Here is an 18,039-nt window from a genome sequence, read left to right as displayed (position 1 = left end):
GCGTTTTCATCAAGCACTTCCATCAAAAAAGGGCAGCCTTAGCGCTGCCCTTTTGGTAAGTATTGAGTGTGCTTAAAGCGTCATGGCCGCCAGCCAGCCAAACGCAATCAGCGGAAGATTATAGTGCAGGAACGTGGGCACCACGCTGTCCCACATATGGTCGTGCTGACCGTCTACGTTCAATCCTGAGGTGGGCCCCAAAGTGGAATCCGAGGCTGGCGAACCCGCATCGCCCAAGGCGGCAGCGGTGCCCACCAGCACTACAGTCGCCATGGGTGAGAAACCAAACTGCACGGCCAGTGGTACGAAGATCGCCGCAATGATGGGAATGGTTGAGAACGAAGAGCCGATGCCCAGGGTAATGAACAGGCCGACCAGCAGCATGACCAAAGCGGCCAAGCCACGATTATCGCCAAACAGATTGAAGGCACCCGCAACCAGCGAGTCGATATCGCCGGTGGCTTTCATGACTTCCGCAAAGCCTGCCGCCGAAATCATGATAAAGCCAATCAAAGCCATCATCCGCATACCGCTGGTGAACAGATCATCAGCCTCGCGCCATTTGAAAATACCACCCAATGACAGCAAGCCGATACCCACCAAGCCTCCAACGATCATCGAGCCGGTGTAGAGCTGAAGGCCTAACGCTGCCACGATCGCCACGCCTGACATGACTAAGCCTAAGAGGTGCGGTTCGACAGGCGTGTGTGTCTGGCCATTGGGCGCGGCCACGTCCTTGCTCGCGTAGCTACGCTGGCCGCGGTAGCTAAACAGCAGGGCGACCAACAGGCCCATGGCCATGCCGCCCACCGGAATCGCCATGGCCATGGGCACCATGCCACGCGAGATCTCCAGCCCTAGTGGCTCTCCGGCACTGTTCAGGTTTGCCAACAAAATATCGTTCAAGAAGATCGCCCCGAATCCTACCGGCAGCAGCATATAGGGTGCCGTAAGACCAAAGGTCAGCGCGCAGGCCACGGCACGGCGGTCGAGTTGCAGGCGATTCATCACCGCCAGCAGCGGTGGAATCAGCACGGGAATGAACGCGATGTGGACCGGAATGGCATTTTGTGAGGAGATGGCGACCAGTAACACGGCCACCAGCAGCAGCATCTTCACCCGCGCTTGGTGGGCGGCGGTCGCCTCTTTACCTAGCAAAGTGATCAATCGATTTGCCAGCATGTCCGGCAGCCCAGAACGAGAGATGGCCACGGCAAAAGCGCCTAAGGTTGCGTACGCCAGCGCCACCTGCGCGCCCCCGCCGACGCCCTCGTTGAACGCGCTGAGCGTATCGTCCAGGGAAAGGCCTCCGACCAGCCCCCCTACTAACGCACCGACCACCAGCGCAAATACAACGGACACACGAAGAAGCGACAGTGCCACCATGACGAGCACTGCGAGAATTACTGCATTCATGGAAATACCCAGGGTTATTGGAAGGTCATCAACGCCAAAGGTGGCGGATTCTAACAGATGGGGCGCGCTTAAGCAGGCGAAAGTGACGCTCTCTTTTGGTTACGACTTTAGTCCCAACGCTATTGCTGCTATGCAACATAATGCCTAGTATCCCGGCCTTCGTTTACACGCACCGATGACTAAATTAACAAATGCTTAGGAGCCTGTATGGGCATGCTCGCTATTATCGTCTCATTGTCGCTGTTGATGCTGCTGGCCTACCGAGGTATCTCGGTCCTCCTGCTTGCGCCGTTAATGGCCGCGTTAGCGGTTTTACTATCAGGCGACGGCGCTTTTTTACTGCCGATTTACACCGACACCTTCATGGGCGCCCTGGGCAACTATGTCATGCAGTTCTTCCCGCTTTTCTTGCTTGGTGCGCTGTTCGGTCAGTTGATGGCAGACTCAGGCGCCGCTCAGTCGATTTCCAACGGCATCGTCAAACGGTTGGGCACTCATCACGTGGTACTGACGGTCGTCATGGCCTGCGCCGTTCTGACCTATGGCGGCGTCTCGCTGTTCGTCGTGGCCTTTGCCATTTACCCGATCAGCCGTGAGCTGTTCCGCCAGGCCAATGTGCCCAAGCGCCTCATCCCCGCCTCTATCGCTTTAGGCTCCTTCACCTTTACCATGACGGCGCTGCCCGGCACGCCAGCCATCCAAAACGCGATTCCCATCCCTTACTTTGGCACCAACAGCTTCGCGGCACCGGGGCTTGGCATCATTGCTGGGTCGATCATGCTAGGTCTAGGAACGTTCTACCTTCAGTCCCGAGTCAAGAAAGCCGCTGCTCAAGGGGAGGGTTACGGTACCCACACGGAGCGTGAAACAGATACCCACAGCGACACCGACACAGCACCCGGCATGCCGCTGGCCATCGCGTTGATTCCACTGGTTATGGTGATTGGCCTCAATGCCCTCTTTACTTACGGGGTATTCCCGGCCATGGACCTGAGCTTCATCAGCGACGCGTTCGATAACGTCACACCCAGCCGACAGACCGGGCTTTGGGCCATTCTGATTGCCCTGCTGAGCGCCTCGGCTTGGCTGATCATCACCCGCTGGCGCCACTGGCAAGACTTGAAAGCTACCATCAATCAAGGCTGCTTTGGTTCGCTGCTACCTATTTTCAACACGGCCTCTGAAGTCGGTTACGGCGCGGTCATCGCCAGCTTGGCAGGCTTTGCCATCCTTCGCGATGCGGTGCTCAATGTTTCCCCCGGTAACCCCCTCATCTCCGAAGCCATGGCGATGAGCGTGCTGGCAGGCATCACCGGCTCCTCCTCCGGCGGGCTCTCCATTGCACTCCAAACCTTGGGTAGCGAGTATCTGGCCATGGCGCAACAGGCTGGCATCGACCCAGAGCTCATGCACCGCGTGGCGACGCTGGCCGCGGGCGGCATGGATACGCTCCCCCATTCCGGCGCCGTCATTACACTTCTGGCAATTTGCGGGCTGACCCACCGCCAGTCGTATGGCAATGTCGCCATGGTCACCATCGTGCTCCCCATCGCTGCGCTGACGAGTGTGATTACGCTCGGCACCCTATTTGGAAGCTTCTAAAGTCGCCAATGCCATGCGATAGTTGATTAACGCGTTAACCAATCCACCATAAGAGACGTGCCATGGCCCTTCAGAAACACCATACGCTGCTGTTGATCGTGCTCGCCAGCTTGGTTATTTCCACGGCCATGGGGCTGCGTCATGGGTTCGGGCTGTTTCTCGAGCCAATGAGCAGCGATTTCGGCTGGGGGCGCGGCGTCTTTGCGTTCGCACTGGCCGTCCAAAACCTCATTTGGGGGCTGTCCCAGCCGTTTACCGGGGCGCTGGCCGACCGTTTTGGCGCGGCCAAAATCATCGTGGCGGGCGGCATCCTCTACGTACTGGGGCTCTGCTTCATGAGCCTTTCGACCAGCGCGCTCGGCATGACCGTCAGCGCGGGCCTGCTGATTGGCTTCGGCCTATCGGGAACGACGTTTTCGGTGATTCTGGGCGCCGTCGGCCGGGCCGTTCCCGCTGAGAAGCGCAGCATGGCCATGGGGATCGTCAGTGCGGCGGGCTCGTTTGGTCAATTTGCCATGCTGCCCGGCACGCTGGGATTGATCGAGTGGCTAGGCTGGTCCTCTGCGCTCCTGGCAATGGGGGCGATTGCCGCACTCATGATACCGCTGGGCGCCATGCTCAAAGACCGGCCCAGCCCCAAGGCACTGGGCGACTTGAGCCTGCGCGATGCGCTTAACGAAGCGGCGGGGCAAAAAGGATTTTGGCTACTTTGCCTGGGCTTTTTCGTCTGCGGCTTCCAAGTGGTGTTCATTGCGGTCCACTTGCCAGGCTACCTGTTCGATAACGGCTTGGCCGTCCAAGTCGGCACCACGGTGCTCGCGCTGGTGGGTCTGTTCAATATCGTGGGCACCTACACCGCTGGCTGGATGGGGGGTATCTGGTCGAAACCGCGCCTGTTGAGCTGGCTTTACCTCATCCGGGGCGTGATCATCACGGCCTTTATCGCCCTGCCCCTGACGACGACCAGCGCTTATCTCTTCGGGATCGCCATGGGGCTGTTATGGCTCTCCACCGTTCCGCTCACCAACGGTATCGTCGCATCGGTGTTTGGCGTTCGCCATCTCTCGATGTTGGGCGGCATCGTGTTTCTCTTTCATCAGCTGGGCTCGTTCATGGGCGTTTGGCTGGGTGGATTTTTGTACGACCTCACCGGCCACTACGATACGGTGTGGCAGATTGCCATCGTGCTGTCCGTGGTCGCCGCCGCGCTCCACTGGTTCATCAGTGAGAAGCCGCTGTCACGCCCCTCTGCGGGACAGGTGACGACATGATGCGTTCAAGTCTATGGTGGAGTTTGATTGCTCTACCGATAGTGAGTGGCTTGATATTGCTGGCATGGTGGGGCTGGCACGCACTAGACCCTTCGATGCTGCTGTTAGGCAGCCAACTTTGTTGACTAGAGAACACTCGCAACGTGTCCTAGATCAAAAGAGACGACATGCGTAACCATTACACTGATGAGCATAGACGTATCAGCCATTGAAAAAGGGCGCTAATGAACTTTATTCACTCTCTCGCCCTGCAGCTCAAAAACAGCCTTCGGGATTTACTACCCGTTGTGCTGGTTATGAGCTTCTTTCAAACGCTCGTCATCCAACAACCTCTTCCCGATACATTGGCGCTTTTCGATTTAGCACTAGGGCTACTGTTTGTAGTGATCGGGCTAACGCTCTTCATCAAGGGGCTAGAGCTGGGACTGTTTCCTTTAGGAGAGAACCTCGCACGTGCTTTCGTTCATAAAGGTTCTGTCGTTTGGCTCCTTCTATTTGCTTTTGCACTGGGGTTTGGATCCACCGTCGCAGAGCCAGCACTGATTGCCGTGGCGGCTCGTGCAGCGATTGTCGTCTCCGAAAGTGGTCTGATCGAGAATAGCAGTCTCGCCCAAACGTCCTTTGCGTTTACGCTCCGCATGATCGTAGCGCTTTCCGTAGGCACCGCCGTGGTCGTTGGCGTACTGCGTATCTTTAAAGGCTGGCCGCTGCATTTGATGATCATTGGTGGTTATATTCTTGTACTGCTCTTGACGCTGTTAGCGCCTGCTGAGCTCGTTGGCATTGCTTATGATTCGGGCGGTGTCACGACATCCACCATTACCGTCCCTCTTGTTACGGCACTCGGTGTTGGCTTGGCCACGGCCATCAAAGGCCGCAACCCTATGCTGGACGGCTTTGGTTTGATTGCATTTGCTTCCGTTATGCCCATCATTTTCGTACTGCTTTTCGGTATTGTTGGCCTTGATCTCGTTGCAGAGGGAAGATCATGAATATGCTGGCTATTTTTTGGGGCACGCTACGCGATATTCTTCCCATTGTGGCGATTATTTTTGGCTTCCAATATTTGGTGATCCGCAAGCCGGTCAAACGGTTTCTAAAGGTCGCTGTTGGTTTTTTCATGGTATGGGTAGGACTCTCTTTCTTTTTGATAGGGCTAGAGCAAGCCCTGTTTCCCATGGGTGAGTTGATGGCCAGCCAATTGACGCACCCCGATTTTCTACCTGCCATGACAGAGGGAGCTCAGCGGCATTGGAGCGACTACTACTGGGTCTATATTTTCGCGTTTACGATTGGCGCAAGCACTACGATTGCCGAGCCATCGCTGATCGCGGTGTCGATCAAAGCTGGCGAAATATCCGGCGGTACGATCAACCCTTTTACCCTGCGGCTCGCCGTTGCCCTCGGCATGGCCTTTGGAATCACCCTGGGCGCATGGCGCATCGTCATGGGCCTACCTTTGCAGTGGTTCGTGCTAGGAGCCTACTGCCTAGTGATTGTCCAAACCCTACGATCCCCAAAGTCGATTATCCCCCTGGCATTCGATTCCGGGGGCGTCACGACATCGACCATTACCGTGCCGATCATCGCCGCGCTAGGTCTTGGATTAGCCTCCTCGATACCCGGTCGTAGCGCGTTAATGGATGGCTTTGGAATGATCGCGCTTGCCTGCCTATTCCCTATTATCACGGTAATGGGATACGCCCAAATTGCTCGATGGCGAAGCAATAGGCCATCGAAAATACAGTCGCTCTCAGGCACGTCAGTGACAAAGTCTCATCAAGGAGATACCCATGCGCTTTAAACTCATTGTCGCACTTGTAGAAGATGAGCTAAGCGACCAGATACTTCAGGCAGCTAGAGATGCTGGAGCCACCGGCGCCACTGTCATCAATAACGCGCGTGGCGAAGGCTTAAAAAAAGCAAAAGGCATTTTTGGCATGGACATTACGTCGCAACGCGACGTGCTGCTCTTTTTAGTGGAGGAGCATATTAGCCGTTCAATTCTCGAAGCGATCGCGGAAGTGGGTGCGTTTGACGACACGTCGGGAACAGGCATCGCCTTTCAGCTAGACGTCGAGGATGCGGTAGGCGTCGCACACCAAGTGAAATCCCTCGAAGATGCATTCGATCAACCGCTAGGCTAGAGAGAGGCTTTAACAATGGCAAGCCCATCACTGACGGAGCGCACTGCCCAGGACGTCATGCACTCCCGCTATGTGACGACCGATGGTTTTATGACCGTTACTGACGGCATTGAACTAATGAGGCAATACGATGCCACCGCTATCATCGTTGATAGGCGTGATGAGAAAGATGAACTGGGGCTTGTGTTAGCCTCTGATATTGCTAAAAAAGTGCTCGCAGTCAATCGCTCTGCAGACCGTGTAAGCCTTTACGAAATCATGAGCAAACCGATCATTAGCGTCCGTCCGGAAATGAATATTCGCTATTGCGCTCGCCTGTTTGCTCAGTTTGGTTTATCCCAAGCACCGGTCGTGGATGCAAAACACAGCGTCATTGGGATCATCGACTACCCACGGCTCGTCATCGGGTGGGAAACTAATTAGCGCCGCCCAAGTTCCGATGCCGCCAAAGCCGCATCAGCACACCGTGCTTGGGCGAAAACAGCAGCGCCGTGAAGAAGCACCCCGTTGCCACCAAGACGATGGTGCCACCGGACGCTACGTCAAACGCAAACGACAGCCATAGCCCCAACACAGCAGACCCCACCCCAATCCCCACGGAGATAAACAGCATCGTTTTGAAGCGGTCGGTCAGCAAGTGGGCCGTGGCGCCCGGCGTAATCAGCATGGCCACCACGAGGATGATACCGACGGTTTCCAAACTGGCCACGATGGTGAGCGTGAGCAGTAGAATCAAACCGTAATGAATCACTCCCGTATTGAAGCCAAGCGCTTGGGCCTGCGTGGGATCGAAGGCGTAGAGCATGAGCGGACGATAAGCTAGCCATACCATCAGCAGCGCAACGAGGCTGGCCGCCAACGTGAGCAGTAGTGCCGACTGTTGCACTCCGAGCACGTTGCCGAACAGAATATGCATCAAGTGGGTGCTGGAGGCGATTTTACTGATCAGCACGACGCCCAGCGCAAATGCCCCGGTAAACATGATGCCCATGGCGGCATCGGATTTGATCCGTGTATGCCGTTCGATTGCTCCAATGCCGAGCGACGTCAGCGCTCCCGTGACGAAGGCACCGATAAAAAAAGGCAGGCCCAGCAGGTAGGCAACCGCCACCCCGGGCAGCACCGCATGAGAGATCGCATCCCCCAGCAACGACCAACGCTTGAGCACGACGTAACACGAAAGCATGCCGCAGATGGCTCCCACCATCATCGACGTGAGCAGCGCACGCTGCATGAAGGCGTACTGAAACGCCTCTGATACGCTGTCGGGCATTAGATTCACGGGCACCATCAGCGCCGCGATGAGCCCCGCCACCAGCGCACTACTCCAAGCATCCAACGTTTCTAACATTCGAGTCGCCTATTCTTTGCTGGCAAATGCAGGAAGACGGACACGCTCGGCATCCGCTGGAGAATTTGCAATAGAACTCACCGCAAGTTCGGCCAACTTGCTATCGCTCAGCATTTCGTCGGGCGCGCCCTCGCCGCGAATGCATCGATTGATCAGTACCACATGGTCCACGTAGCGACGCGCGCCCGGCATATCGTGCGTCACCATCACGATGGTTCGTCCGGCTTCGCGTTCGCGTTTGAGCACGTCGAGAATGAGTCGCTCGCTAGGTGGGTCGACCCCCGCGAGCGGCTCATCGAGCAGCAGGATACTCGCCTCTTGCGCCAACGCACGCGCTAACAGCACGCGTTTTTTTTGTCCACCCGATAAGGCCCCGATGGGCCGCTCGGCATATGCCAGCATATCAACGTCGTCTAATGCCTTTTCCACCGCATCACGATGCCGTGACGCATGCCACCGCGCAGACAGTAGCCTCCGCCACCACGCATCTTGACGCATGTGGCCATAGCGGGCGCTCATCACGGTTTCCCACACCGAAATAGGGAAGTCCCATTCGATGGCCTCTCGCTGGGCCATGTAGGCAATGCGCCCGGCTTTTCGATGGTGCTCGATGGCTTGACCAAATGCCGTCACGCGGCCGCGTAAGGGTTTCATACTACCGGTCAGCACGTGAAACAGCGTCGACTTGCCTGCGCCGTTCGGCCCGACGATGGCCGTCCAACGCCCGCTTGGCAGCGAGAGGTGAATATCCTCTAGCACGGGCTGACGCTGGTAAGCCGCATAGACACCGCTCACATCGATGGCGCTGGCTGGTTGAGACGGTAGTGAGGACATCGTGATTTACTCGCTAGCCAAGTAGCGACGCAGCAAGGCAACGTTATGACGCTGCATGGCAAAGTAGTCGGCAGCCTCCCCGTCAGGCTCACTCAACGAGTCGACATACAGCGGCCCGGCAACGGGCAGCCCCGTATCACGTGCGATACTGGTCACATGGCGGTCAGAAATCGTGCTTTCCCAAAACAGTGCCGCCGGTTGACGCTCGTTGATTCGATCGATGACCCGCATCAACTGACGTGGAGAGCCCTCTGTTTCGGCATTGGTCCCCCAAATGCCGTCGTGCTCGAACCGATACGCGTCGGCAAAGTAGAGAAAGGCTGCTTCACTGGAGAGCAGCACGCGGCGCTCTTCGGGAATGGCTTCGAGCGTTTCTTGGAGCTCGACATGTAGGTCGTGCAGTTGCGCTTCCAGTGCCGCTGCACGCTGCTGAATCGCATCGGCTTGATGGGGCAGGCTATCCTCCAACGTGTTGGCAATGGCTTGCACATAGGCACTGGCAGCCCGCGGGTCCATCCACAGGTGTGGGTCCACGTCGCCTTCCATCTCACCGGTGACGATCGTTTGCGTCGGGTAACCCGACGCCTCTGCCACGGCGATCATAGGTATGTCATCGTTGACCGTCGCCGATACTTGGCGCATCCACTGCTCGAGCTGATAGCCGTTATAAAAAACGATGTCGGCGTCCTCGAGCGCAGCAAAATTATCTGGGGTGAGCTCCCACTCGTGCACTTCGGCGTTGATCGGTGTCAGCACCGTGACGTTCGCATCATCGCCGGCCACTTTCTTCACCAAGTCGCCAAGAACTGAAAACGTCACGGCAATCTCGATGGGCGGGTTTTGCAACTCATCGGCCTGAGCACTGGTCACAACGCCACACCAAGCGAACGGCACGCTCAAGACTGCTAGCAAGTATGGTTTAGCCACTGGATCTCTCCTCTGTGCTAGGCTCGTGTTACAGATAACTTTAGCTCAACAAAAAAGCAATGTGCAAACAGTTTAGCCTTGGCTAACAATTATCTTCAAAAATGCGCTACCATCGCCAATTAACGTTTCCACTAACTTTGATAACCTTTGCCAATGAGTGATCACCAACAGCGGCGCACCTCACCCCCCTCTGGACACAGTGGTGATGCACTACCGCCTGTGGAACAGCACGCCCAGCAATACGAAGCCGTGCGCAATGCCCACGAAACGGAGCTCATCGAAGACTACGTCGAATTGATTGGCGACCTGATTCGTCATCGCGGTGAGGCGCGCGCGGCCGACATTGCTAACCGAATGGCCGTTAGTCAAGCGACGGTATCGAAAATGATCCGTCGATTGAACGAGTTAGGTCTGGTGACCAGCAAGCCATATCGCTCGCTGTTTTTGACCGACGAAGGTCAAAAAATGGCGGAAACGTCTCGTGCTCGTCACGATATCGTGCTGCATTTCTTGCGAGCGTTAGGCGTGGACGACAGCACTGCCCGCATCGACGCAGAAGGCATGGAACACCATGTCAGCGATGAGACGCTCACGATCATGCAGCGCTTCACTGACCAGCAGCAAAATAACTGAACCTCTTTTCCGCACGCCGCTATGGCTGGGTGACACGTAGATGATTCACCTGGGTGATGGCGCCGCTCCAGATCATCTCCAAATGGGTGGTCTGGATGATGTCCGTCACATGACGCGGCGTCATGAGCGCCCAACAGTGGGCACCGGGTCGACGGACCGAGCGGTAACGGAGACCGTTTAGCGTACGTCGGACGTCTGTACCGAAGGGCTGAGACGCCGTGTAATGATCGGGGGCGTAGACAAGATGATCGCTCGGCAGCGTCAGCGCATCGCCTATTGATACCTCATTGAAGACGCCTCTCAACCCCCGAAAAACGAACCGCTCATAGCGAAGACCTGGCACGCGCCGCCAGTACGTTTGCTGATGATGTTTGACCTCCGCAATCGCAGTCTCCAGCGTATCGGCAAAATACAGCACGCCAAAACTGCCATCGCTGAAACGTGACCCTTCGGGATTGATGTGCGTAAAGGGTGCCACGGCATACGAGCAGCCACGAATACCGAAAGGAATCTGGTCGAGCGGCAGCAGCGCCAAGTCGCCCACCTCGTTTTGCAACCGCGGGTTGGTGAGCGACTGAAGCGCATGGAGAGCGGCGAACTCGTCAGGGTCTGCCACGTCATCGAACAAATCGATGGGCGGGAATTTACTGTTCACCAATCGATAGCCGGTGACGTCACGGGCTGGCAGTACGGGCAAATCAGCCGCCTTTACCACTGCCCACCCCGCAGGCTGTCGATGCGTTTATAGGTTTCGTAAAGCGCGGCAAAGTCCCCCGTGCCCATAATGGCCAGCGGTGTGCGACCATTGAAAAAAGGGTTGTGATTGACCATGTTCACGAACCCATACAGGTTGTCCGGGTTGTCGAAGATCATACGCAGTGCCGCGTGGATGTTCAGCACATAGCTGATACGCGTAAGCTGGTCACTATCTAACTTGATCGCTGCCAGATCGCCGCGCCGAGCACGAGCGTAGGTACTGTGAGAGACGCGCAGAATCGCCTCGCCCTGCTCTCCAGAGGCTCGCCACTTCTCGAGAATACGTACCGCGGCTTTCAACCCCACCGCAGCCGCTGACTTATCATGGGCAAACTCTTGCGCTGTTTGCATGGCACTTCCCAGCTTAATGTCTACAAACACCATTCTAGAACAAAAGTGCCTAGAAAGACATGTGCGCGTCTACTCAAGACTGGCAACGCCATATCACTGCGCTAACGACGATGCGTTACTGCTTCCCGCCACCTTGGCAGGCATACCCAGTCGACCAATGCCAGGCAGTTTGAGAGCGGGGCGCATAATATCGATACCGACACTCATGCCCAGCAGGTTGAGCTCGATGCCCTCCTCCAGCGCTAGCATAATGCCCAACACGCCTCCCAGCGAGAGCTGATACCCCGTCCCGCTGGGCACGCGGGCGACGACGCCATTGAACAGATAGTCTTTCCCCACGGCGGTCGTGGGTAGCGCCACATCGAAACCATCGACCTCGCGGATCACCCAAGCAATGAAGCTGTTGCTATTGGGGCCTGGCCAAACTCGGTACAGATCGGCTTGCGGATAGCGCGCTACGGCGTCTTGTATATGGGGGATCAAATCGGCAGCCGCCGCGCCGCGATAGTCAGCAAGCAGCTCAGGCGGGTGTCCAAACCAGGCTCGGTCAGGCGTATCGATGGAGGAGACGACCGTTGGGCGTCGCCAGCTCAACACTTGATGCAGTTGATACTCCCGCGCGCCCTCTGCTTTGGTCGCAATCCAAATATGCACACCAAAGGCGCCGCGCCAGCTATAGGCACGGGCCGCATAGACCTGTACGACAGCATCTTGGACGCGATCCGGAGAGGGGGCCAACCCTGCAGACGAACGATCGAGATTCGACCAGTGCCCATCGGTAATGACCTGTTGACTGGCCAATATCCACACCGGGCCTGCCAGCAATAAGACCAACAAGGCCGTCACGGCAGCCAGCCAGCGCAATACGGTTTTCATGAAACTATCCAGATGAGAGAGGGGAATCCACTGCAGCAACTATCCATGACGCTATTGTTCAGGCGGGCTGCGACTCTGCGTATGCCCCTCGCAACTGGCTAACGTCGGCGCGTGGTGGTGCGCCAAACATGCGGCTATATTCGCGGCTGAAGTGGGAAGGGCTTTCATAGCCTACCCGGTAGCTTGCAGTGGCTGCCTCGAGCCCCTCCGCCAGCATCAGCCGTCGCGCCTCGTGTAGACGCAGCTTCTTTTGGTACTGCAGGGGCGACATGCGTGTCACTTGACGAAAGCTATGATAAAGCGTCGATTCGCTCATGTTAACGGTCGCTGCCAATTCGCGGATCTTAAGCGGCTGGGCATAGTGCTCTTTAAGCGTGTCAATCACTTGCGCAATCCGATTAGCCTGGGAGTCTGAGGCAGCAAACCGACGCATGTGCGGGCCCATGGCACCCGTTAATGCTCGATAGATTAACTCTCGTCGCGCTAGCGGCGAAAGCACCTGAATATCTTCCGGTGAGTCGAGTAGACTTAACAAACGATAGAGCGCGCCCTGCATCAGGGGATCCATGTACGCCGACGTTAACCCGCAGTCCATCTCAGGACAGATAGCATCACGCCCCCCATTTGGAGCCCTATCCCCTAACTCTAGTATTAGCCCCGCCACCTCCTGGGGGTCCACCGAGACCTTTACTGCTAGGAAAGGTTTTTCTGGTGAAGCATGGTCAATCCTGCCCACCACCGGTAAATGAACGGCGCTCGCCATGTAGCTGGGGCCGGTGTAGATGATCTCCTTGTCACCCAGCAATACGGTTTTGCTCCCCTGAATAACGAAGCACAGGCACGGCTCATAGACGGCACAGTGAAAACTACTAGGGGCATCAGTGCGCACCAGTTGGACTTCGGCAATCGCCGTGTCCTGAAGGGCTTCCAGCGGCGACCAACGGCGGACGACCTGGCTCAATTGCGGTAACAAGCTGTCGCTGCACTGTGCAATCTGTTCGGGCGCGATAACGGTCACGGGATTTCCTCCTTAATAATTTGCAGTATATGCCCTCTCCTGAAGAACCGAAGGCTTTTCGGTTGGTTTTGCAGAATTAGGCAAGTACGCCGTCGAAACCGACAATTCGCACTCAGTGTCATCAGGTTGTCATCTTTCCTTTGCACCGAAACACGTCGTTGACACACGTCGTTGTTTCGCCTCCACCGGCTTCTTTGCGCTTTCACTCACTGCGACAGAATTAGGCAATCTTTCCGCAGGAACCTGATACCTCTCACGATCCCCGATCCCCTATGTTAGCTCGTATCCAATCAGTGCTTAGGGTCTCTGGTCGAATCTGGCGCTACTGAATCAACGACATGACTGCCAACGCGCCCTCCAACAGCATAACGAAAGCCACTACCGGTTGCCGGTAGCCAAGGGAGCAAACCCTCATGAGAAGTTTTTCTCGAAGAGTCCGCCTTGAACGTAGTCGGGCTGTCATACCGTTTTTACTCATCATGGTCTTACTCGCTGGCTGCGAGGCTCAGAGCGATGGGGCAGCCGCCCCCTCGCAGCCGCCACCCGAGGTTGACGTAGTGGAAGTAGTGACTCAGCCGATGGTGTTGAGTGAGTCATTCACTGGACGGGTAGAAGCCGCCGAAACGGTGGAGTTGAGAGCTCGGGTTAGCGGCTATATCCAAGAGGTGGCCTTTGTAGAGGGCGACCTGGTCGAACAGGGAGAGTTACTGTTTCTCATCGATCCACGTCCCTACCAAGCCCGCGTGAGCGCGGCCCAAGCGGATCTTGCACAAGCCAGGAGCCAATTGGCTCAGGCCAGCAGCGAGGCCGAGCGTGCCAGGGTGTTACTGGGGCGTCAGGCCATTTCCCAAGAGGTGCATGATCAGCGCCAATCGGCTCTGAATAATAACCGCGCTATGGTGGCTGCTGCCGAAGCTGCGCTGCAGACCGCCGAGCTTGACCTCGCGTATACACGCATAACGGCTCCGATTAGTGGACGCATCGGACGGGCGATGGTAACTCGCGGCAACCTAGCCAATGCCGACCAGAGCCTGTTGACCACGCTGGTGAGTATTGATCCGGTACACGTTTACTTTGATGCAGACGAGCAAGCTGCATTTGCCAGCCGTGCACTCTTCAGCAATGAGGTGTCGAATCACTTGGCCATCGAACTGGGCGGCGACCCGCAACGGCAGTACACGGGCACCCTAGACTTTATCGACAATCGCTTAAATCCCAGTACGGGCACCTTACAATTCCGGGCGGTGCTGGCCAATCCAGATGGCCGCATTCGGCCTGGAGAGTTTGCAAGGGTCGAAATGCCGGTTGCTCGCTTAGAGCAAGCCTTACTGATAGACCGTAAGGCAGTGCTGACTAATCAAGATCGCCGCTACGTCTATGTCGTCAATGAGCATAACCTAGCAGAACAGCGACAGGTCACCACAGGAAGGCAGGTAGCAGAACGTACCGTCATCATCGATGGGCTTCAAGCAGGTGATCGAGTGATCGTCAATGGTGTACAAAAAGTGTTCTTCCCCGGTATGGAAGTGAGCCCCAAAAGCGTAGCGACCGCACCGGTGGCTAACATCCGTGCTTCCAATGAGCCCCCCGCCATTGCGGCCAGGGAAGAGTAAATCGCCATGAATTTCTCCCGTTTTTTCGTGGACCGTCCGATTTTTGCGGCCGTGCTATCGATCATCATTCTGGCGGTGGGGCTGATCTCCATTCCCAATCTACCGATAAGCGAGTACCCGGATGTCGTGCCGCCCTCAGTGGTGGTGAGAACCGTTTACCCCGGTGCCAATCCGCAGGAGATTGCCGAGACCGTAGCGACGCCGTTGGAGGAAGCCATCAATGGCGTTGAGGACATGATGTACCTCAAGTCTGTTGCAGGCTCTGATGGCGTACTGCAAATGACCGTCACCTTCCGTCCCGGCACCGATGCTGAACAGGCGGCGGTTCGCGTGCAGAACCGCGTTAGCCAGGCAGAGGCTAGGTTGCCGGAAGCCGTACGTCGTCAAGGCGTCACTACCCAAAAACAATCGCCAACGTTTTTGATGGTCGTTCATCTAACCTCACCTAGCGGTGAGTACGACACCCTTTATCTGCGCAACTATGTTCGACTGAATGTACGCGACCGACTCGCCCGGCTCGAAGGGATAGGGGATGCGCAAATCTTCGGTGGCGGAGATTACGCCATGCGCGCATGGCTGGATCCAGACCGAATAGCCGCCCGAGGCCTGACGGCCAGCGATGTCGTTGGGGCCATGCGCGAGCAGAACGTGCAGGTCTCTGCCGGGCAGTTGGGCGCCGAACCCATCGCGAATAGCGATTTTCTCACTCTGATCAACGCCCGCGGGCGGTTGGAAACGGTGGAAGAGTTTGGTGACATCGTACTTAGTCGTGGTGACAGCGGCGAAATACTGAGGCTGGCGGATGTGGCCCGGCTGGAAATGGGTGCCGGGGACTATACGCTGCGCTCGCAGCTAGACGGCAATAACGCGGTAGGAGTGGGTATATTCCAGGCACCGGGTGCCAATGCGCTGGAGATTCGCGAGCAGGTGATTGCCACCATGGAGGAGCTGTCCGAGCAGTTCCCAGAAGGTGTCGAGTACGAAGCCGTCTACGACACCACGATCTTTGTGAATGATTCTATAAAGTCGGTGATCGCCACCCTACTGGAAGCCGTACTGCTGGTGGTGCTGGTCGTCACGCTGTTCTTGCAAACATGGCGAGCTTCTATCATTCCATTGCTGGCGGTACCGGTCTCGGTGATCGGCACCTTTGGCGCGCTCTACCTGCTGGGCTACTCCATCAACACGCTGACACTGTTTGGCCTGGTGTTGGCCATCGGTATCGTGGTGGACGACGCCATCGTGGTGGTGGAAAACGTCGAGCGCAATATCGAAGAGGGCTTAAAGCCACAGGCCGCCGCTCATCAGGCCATGCGGGAAGTCTCTGGCCCTATCATTGCCGTAGGCCTGGTACTGTGTGCAGTGTTTATCCCCATGGCTTTCCTGTCTGGGGTGACCGGTCAGTTCTATCGACAGTTCGCGGTGACGATTGCCATCTCCACGGTGATCTCCACCATCAACTCCCTGACGCTCTCTCCCGCGCTGGCGGCGATGCTACTCAAGCCCCATAACGCGCCCAAAGATCGCCTCACCCGTGTGATAGATACCCTGTTCGGCTGGATTTTCCGTCCTTTCAACCGTTTCTTTAATGCCAGCTCCAACAAGTACCAGAGCAGCGTGGCCCGCTCCCTAAAGCATCGTGGCGCGGTGTTCGTAATTTACGCCCTACTTCTATTAGGCACCGGCGTGATGTTCAAAGCAGTGCCGCCTGGCTTCATTCCAGTGCAAGACAAGCTTTACCTGATTGCTGGTGTCATCCTGCCGGAAGGGGCGTCGCTGGAGCGAACCGACGAGATGCTTCAGGACGTGGTGGATATTGCCATGGAGACCGAAGGCGTGGAGCACGCCATTGCCTTTCCCGGCCTGAACGCGCTGCAGTTCACCAACACCTCCAACACCGGGGTGGCCTTTCTGACCCTCAGCGCCTTTGATGAGCGAAGTCTTAGCGCCGCGGAGATAAACGCCCGCATCAACCAGGGCATTGGTGGTTTGAAAGAGGGGTTTGCGTTTTCTTTCATGCCACCACCGATTCTTGGCTTGGGCAATGGATCGGGGTTCCAGCTATTCATTGAGGATCGCGGCAATCTTGGCTACGGGGCGCTGCAGCAGGCGGTCAATCAACTCCAGGGCGCGATTGCGCAAACACCGGGGATGGGCTTTCCGATCAGCAGCTATCAATCCAACGTACCGCAGTTGGATGCCGAGGTGGACCGGCTGAGAGCCAAGGCCCAGGGCGTGCCGTTGACCGAACTGTTCGATACCCTGCAGACCTATCTTGGCTCGACCTACGTGAATGACTTCAACCGCTTTGGCCGCACCTGGCAGGTAATCGCCCAAGCGGACGCCCCTTACCGCACCAGCGTTGAAGATATCGCCCGGCTACGTACCCGTAATGATCGGGGGGAGATGGTTCCCATCGGCACGATGGTAGATATCAAGCAAACCTTCGGGCCCGACCCGGTGCTGCGCTACAACGGCTACCCAGCGGCGGACTTGGCCGGCGAATTTGATCCCCGCGACCTCTCCTCTGCCCAAGCAATGGAGACTATTAACGCCGTGGCGGAAGAAGTGTTACCACCAGGCATGGCGCTTGAATGGACCGACTTGAGCTACCAGCAATCCACCCAGGGTAATGCGGCCATGATCGTCTTCCCGCTGTCGATCCTACTGGTATTTTTGGTGTTGGCCGCGCTTTACGAGAGTTGGACGCTACCACTCGCCGTCATTCTGATTGTACCCATGTCGATGCTGGCCGCGCTGATCGGCGTATGGTTTGGCAGTGGCGATAACAATATCTTCGTGCAGGTAGGGCTGGTCGTGCTGATTGGCCTGGCGTGTAAAAACGCCATACTGATCGTGGAATTCGCCCGCGAGTTGGAACTGCAGGGCAAGAGCATCGTGGAAGCCGCCCTGGAAGCCTGCCGACTACGGTTGCGGCCGATCATCATGACCTCGATTGCTTTCACGGCAGCAGTTTTACCGTCGGTGATCGCTACCGGCGCAGGCGCCGAGGTACGCGCAGCACTTGGCACGGCGGTGTTTGCGGGCATGATCGGCGTTACTCTGTTTGGCCTGTTCTTGACACCGGTGTTTTACGTGTCACTGCGTAAACTCTCGGGATCGCGACCGCTCGTCAGCCATCACGGCGCTTCGTTGGGTGGCCCCGCCCTTCCCTCCAACCAACTCCACACGGAGTGATAACGAGGGTTGCCAATCAGCACATGCCAAGAGCGAGGGTGCTTTC

17 protein-coding genes are annotated in these 18,039 nt (G+C 56.9%); 9 read left to right on the top strand and 8 right to left on the bottom strand.

Annotation, left to right across the window (positions count from 1 at the left end; genetic code table 11):
- Positions 1-72 precede the first annotated feature (72 nt).
- Positions 73-1,416, bottom strand: coding sequence for a Na+/H+ antiporter family protein (locus tag FHJ80_RS11885; RefSeq protein WP_139527374.1), 1,344 nt, complete (start codon positions 1,414-1,416; stop codon positions 73-75).
- 207 nt (positions 1,417-1,623) lie between these two features.
- Here FHJ80_RS11885 and FHJ80_RS11880 point away from each other — a divergent pair, with 207 nt between their 5' ends.
- The 6 genes from FHJ80_RS11880 to FHJ80_RS11855 all read left to right on the top strand — a co-directional run bounded on the left by FHJ80_RS11880 (position 1,624) and on the right by FHJ80_RS11855 (position 6,859).
- Positions 1,624-3,018, top strand: a complete 1,395-nt coding sequence (locus tag FHJ80_RS11880) for a GntP family permease (protein WP_139527373.1) — start codon at positions 1,624-1,626, stop codon at positions 3,016-3,018.
- A 62-nt stretch (positions 3,019-3,080) separates the two neighbouring features.
- On the top strand, positions 3,081-4,289 hold the full coding sequence (locus tag FHJ80_RS11875) for an MFS transporter (protein WP_139527372.1): 1,209 nt from the start codon (positions 3,081-3,083) through the stop codon (positions 4,287-4,289).
- A gap of 224 nt (positions 4,290-4,513) precedes the next feature.
- Positions 4,514-5,281, top strand: a complete 768-nt coding sequence (locus FHJ80_RS11870) for a DUF1538 domain-containing protein (RefSeq protein ID WP_128082409.1) — start codon at positions 4,514-4,516, stop codon at positions 5,279-5,281.
- Entirely contained in the window at positions 5,278-6,093 is an 816-nt protein-coding gene (gene umpB / locus FHJ80_RS11865) for a Na,Li,K/H(+) antiporter subunit UmpB (protein WP_139527371.1), read from the top strand. The genes FHJ80_RS11870 and umpB overlap by 4 nt, the downstream gene beginning before the upstream one ends.
- The gene (locus FHJ80_RS11860; RefSeq protein WP_044628015.1) at positions 6,083-6,436 is read left to right on the top strand and encodes a P-II family nitrogen regulator; all 354 of its coding nucleotides are present in this window, start codon (positions 6,083-6,085) and stop codon (positions 6,434-6,436) included. The genes umpB and FHJ80_RS11860 overlap by 11 nt, the downstream gene beginning before the upstream one ends.
- Before the next feature lie 15 nt (positions 6,437-6,451).
- The gene (locus FHJ80_RS11855; RefSeq protein WP_058577758.1) at positions 6,452-6,859 is read left to right on the top strand and encodes a CBS domain-containing protein; all 408 of its coding nucleotides are present in this window, start codon (positions 6,452-6,454) and stop codon (positions 6,857-6,859) included.
- Here FHJ80_RS11855 and FHJ80_RS11850 read toward each other — a convergent pair.
- Genes FHJ80_RS11850 through FHJ80_RS11840 form a run of 3 tightly spaced genes read right to left on the bottom strand, consistent with a single transcriptional unit; the run spans position 6,852 to position 9,548 of the window.
- Positions 6,852-7,787, bottom strand: coding sequence for a metal ABC transporter permease (locus tag FHJ80_RS11850; RefSeq protein WP_139527370.1), 936 nt, complete (start codon positions 7,785-7,787; stop codon positions 6,852-6,854). The genes FHJ80_RS11855 and FHJ80_RS11850 overlap by 8 nt on opposite strands.
- Before the next feature lie 9 nt (positions 7,788-7,796).
- On the bottom strand, positions 7,797-8,621 hold the full coding sequence (locus tag FHJ80_RS11845) for a metal ABC transporter ATP-binding protein (protein ID WP_139527369.1): 825 nt from the start codon (positions 8,619-8,621) through the stop codon (positions 7,797-7,799).
- A 6-nt stretch (positions 8,622-8,627) separates the two neighbouring features.
- The gene (locus tag FHJ80_RS11840; RefSeq protein WP_255303944.1) at positions 8,628-9,548 is read right to left on the bottom strand and encodes a metal ABC transporter substrate-binding protein; all 921 of its coding nucleotides are present in this window, start codon (positions 9,546-9,548) and stop codon (positions 8,628-8,630) included.
- A 153-nt stretch (positions 9,549-9,701) separates the two neighbouring features.
- Between FHJ80_RS11840 and mntR the strand changes: the two genes are divergently transcribed.
- Positions 9,702-10,181, top strand: a complete 480-nt coding sequence (gene mntR, locus FHJ80_RS11835; RefSeq protein WP_139527368.1) for a manganese-binding transcriptional regulator MntR — start codon at positions 9,702-9,704, stop codon at positions 10,179-10,181.
- A gap of 19 nt (positions 10,182-10,200) precedes the next feature.
- Here mntR and FHJ80_RS11830 read toward each other — a convergent pair whose 3' ends face one another.
- The 4 genes from FHJ80_RS11830 to FHJ80_RS11815 form a co-directional block, all read right to left on the bottom strand.
- On the bottom strand, positions 10,201-10,878 hold the full coding sequence (locus FHJ80_RS11830) for an RES family NAD+ phosphorylase (RefSeq protein WP_255303943.1): 678 nt from the start codon (positions 10,876-10,878) through the stop codon (positions 10,201-10,203).
- Positions 10,879-10,889: 11 nt separating this feature from the next.
- Positions 10,890-11,288, bottom strand: a complete 399-nt coding sequence (locus tag FHJ80_RS11825) for an antitoxin Xre-like helix-turn-helix domain-containing protein (protein WP_139527366.1) — start codon at positions 11,286-11,288, stop codon at positions 10,890-10,892.
- Between the two features lie 93 nt (positions 11,289-11,381).
- The gene (locus FHJ80_RS11820) at positions 11,382-12,164 is read right to left on the bottom strand and encodes a DUF3750 domain-containing protein (RefSeq protein ID WP_139527365.1); all 783 of its coding nucleotides are present in this window, start codon (positions 12,162-12,164) and stop codon (positions 11,382-11,384) included.
- Between the two features lie 58 nt (positions 12,165-12,222).
- Positions 12,223-13,182, bottom strand: coding sequence for an AraC family transcriptional regulator (locus tag FHJ80_RS11815; protein WP_139527364.1), 960 nt, complete (start codon positions 13,180-13,182; stop codon positions 12,223-12,225).
- A 557-nt stretch (positions 13,183-13,739) separates the two neighbouring features.
- On the opposite strand from FHJ80_RS11815, the gene FHJ80_RS11810 reads away from it, so the two are divergent.
- Together FHJ80_RS11810 and FHJ80_RS11805 are read left to right on the top strand one after the other, a co-directional pair.
- The gene (locus FHJ80_RS11810; protein WP_255303942.1) at positions 13,740-14,795 is read left to right on the top strand and encodes an efflux RND transporter periplasmic adaptor subunit; all 1,056 of its coding nucleotides are present in this window, start codon (positions 13,740-13,742) and stop codon (positions 14,793-14,795) included.
- A gap of 6 nt (positions 14,796-14,801) precedes the next feature.
- Complete coding sequence (locus FHJ80_RS11805; RefSeq protein ID WP_139527362.1) at positions 14,802-17,993, top strand: efflux RND transporter permease subunit; 3,192 nt, start codon at positions 14,802-14,804, stop codon at positions 17,991-17,993.
- Positions 17,994-18,039 lie beyond the last annotated feature (46 nt).

This window comes from Halomonas sp. BL6 (genome assembly GCF_006228115.1).
Lineage (GTDB): Bacteria > Pseudomonadota > Gammaproteobacteria > Pseudomonadales > Halomonadaceae > Vreelandella > Vreelandella piezotolerans.
The sequence above is the reverse complement of the archived record's forward strand: the minus strand, read 5'-3'. Positions and strand labels throughout refer to the sequence as shown.

Excerpts from the sequence above, each read along its gene's own strand:
- FHJ80_RS11825 (WP_139527366.1), bottom strand. The coding sequence starts at position 11,288 with ATGCAAACAGCGCAAGAGTTTGCCCATGATAAGTCAGCGGCTGCGGTG.
- FHJ80_RS11855 (WP_058577758.1), top strand. The coding sequence starts at position 6,452 with ATGGCAAGCCCATCACTGACGGAGCGCACTGCCCAGGACGTCATGCAC.
- FHJ80_RS11845 (WP_139527369.1), bottom strand. The coding sequence starts at position 8,621 with ATGTCCTCACTACCGTCTCAACCAGCCAGCGCCATCGATGTGAGCGGT.
- umpB (WP_139527371.1), top strand. The coding sequence starts at position 5,278 with ATGAATATGCTGGCTATTTTTTGGGGCACGCTACGCGATATTCTTCCC.
- FHJ80_RS11850 (WP_139527370.1), bottom strand. The coding sequence starts at position 7,787 with ATGTTAGAAACGTTGGATGCTTGGAGTAGTGCGCTGGTGGCGGGGCTC.
- mntR (WP_139527368.1), top strand. The coding sequence starts at position 9,702 with ATGAGTGATCACCAACAGCGGCGCACCTCACCCCCCTCTGGACACAGT.
- FHJ80_RS11805 (WP_139527362.1), top strand. The coding sequence starts at position 14,802 with ATGAATTTCTCCCGTTTTTTCGTGGACCGTCCGATTTTTGCGGCCGTG.
- FHJ80_RS11820 (WP_139527365.1), bottom strand. The coding sequence starts at position 12,164 with ATGAAAACCGTATTGCGCTGGCTGGCTGCCGTGACGGCCTTGTTGGTC.
- FHJ80_RS11885 (WP_139527374.1), bottom strand. The coding sequence starts at position 1,416 with ATGAATGCAGTAATTCTCGCAGTGCTCGTCATGGTGGCACTGTCGCTT.
- FHJ80_RS11860 (WP_044628015.1), top strand. The coding sequence starts at position 6,083 with ATGCGCTTTAAACTCATTGTCGCACTTGTAGAAGATGAGCTAAGCGAC.
- FHJ80_RS11870 (WP_128082409.1), top strand. The coding sequence starts at position 4,514 with ATGAACTTTATTCACTCTCTCGCCCTGCAGCTCAAAAACAGCCTTCGG.
- FHJ80_RS11875 (WP_139527372.1), top strand. The coding sequence starts at position 3,081 with ATGGCCCTTCAGAAACACCATACGCTGCTGTTGATCGTGCTCGCCAGC.
- FHJ80_RS11880 (WP_139527373.1), top strand. The coding sequence starts at position 1,624 with ATGGGCATGCTCGCTATTATCGTCTCATTGTCGCTGTTGATGCTGCTG.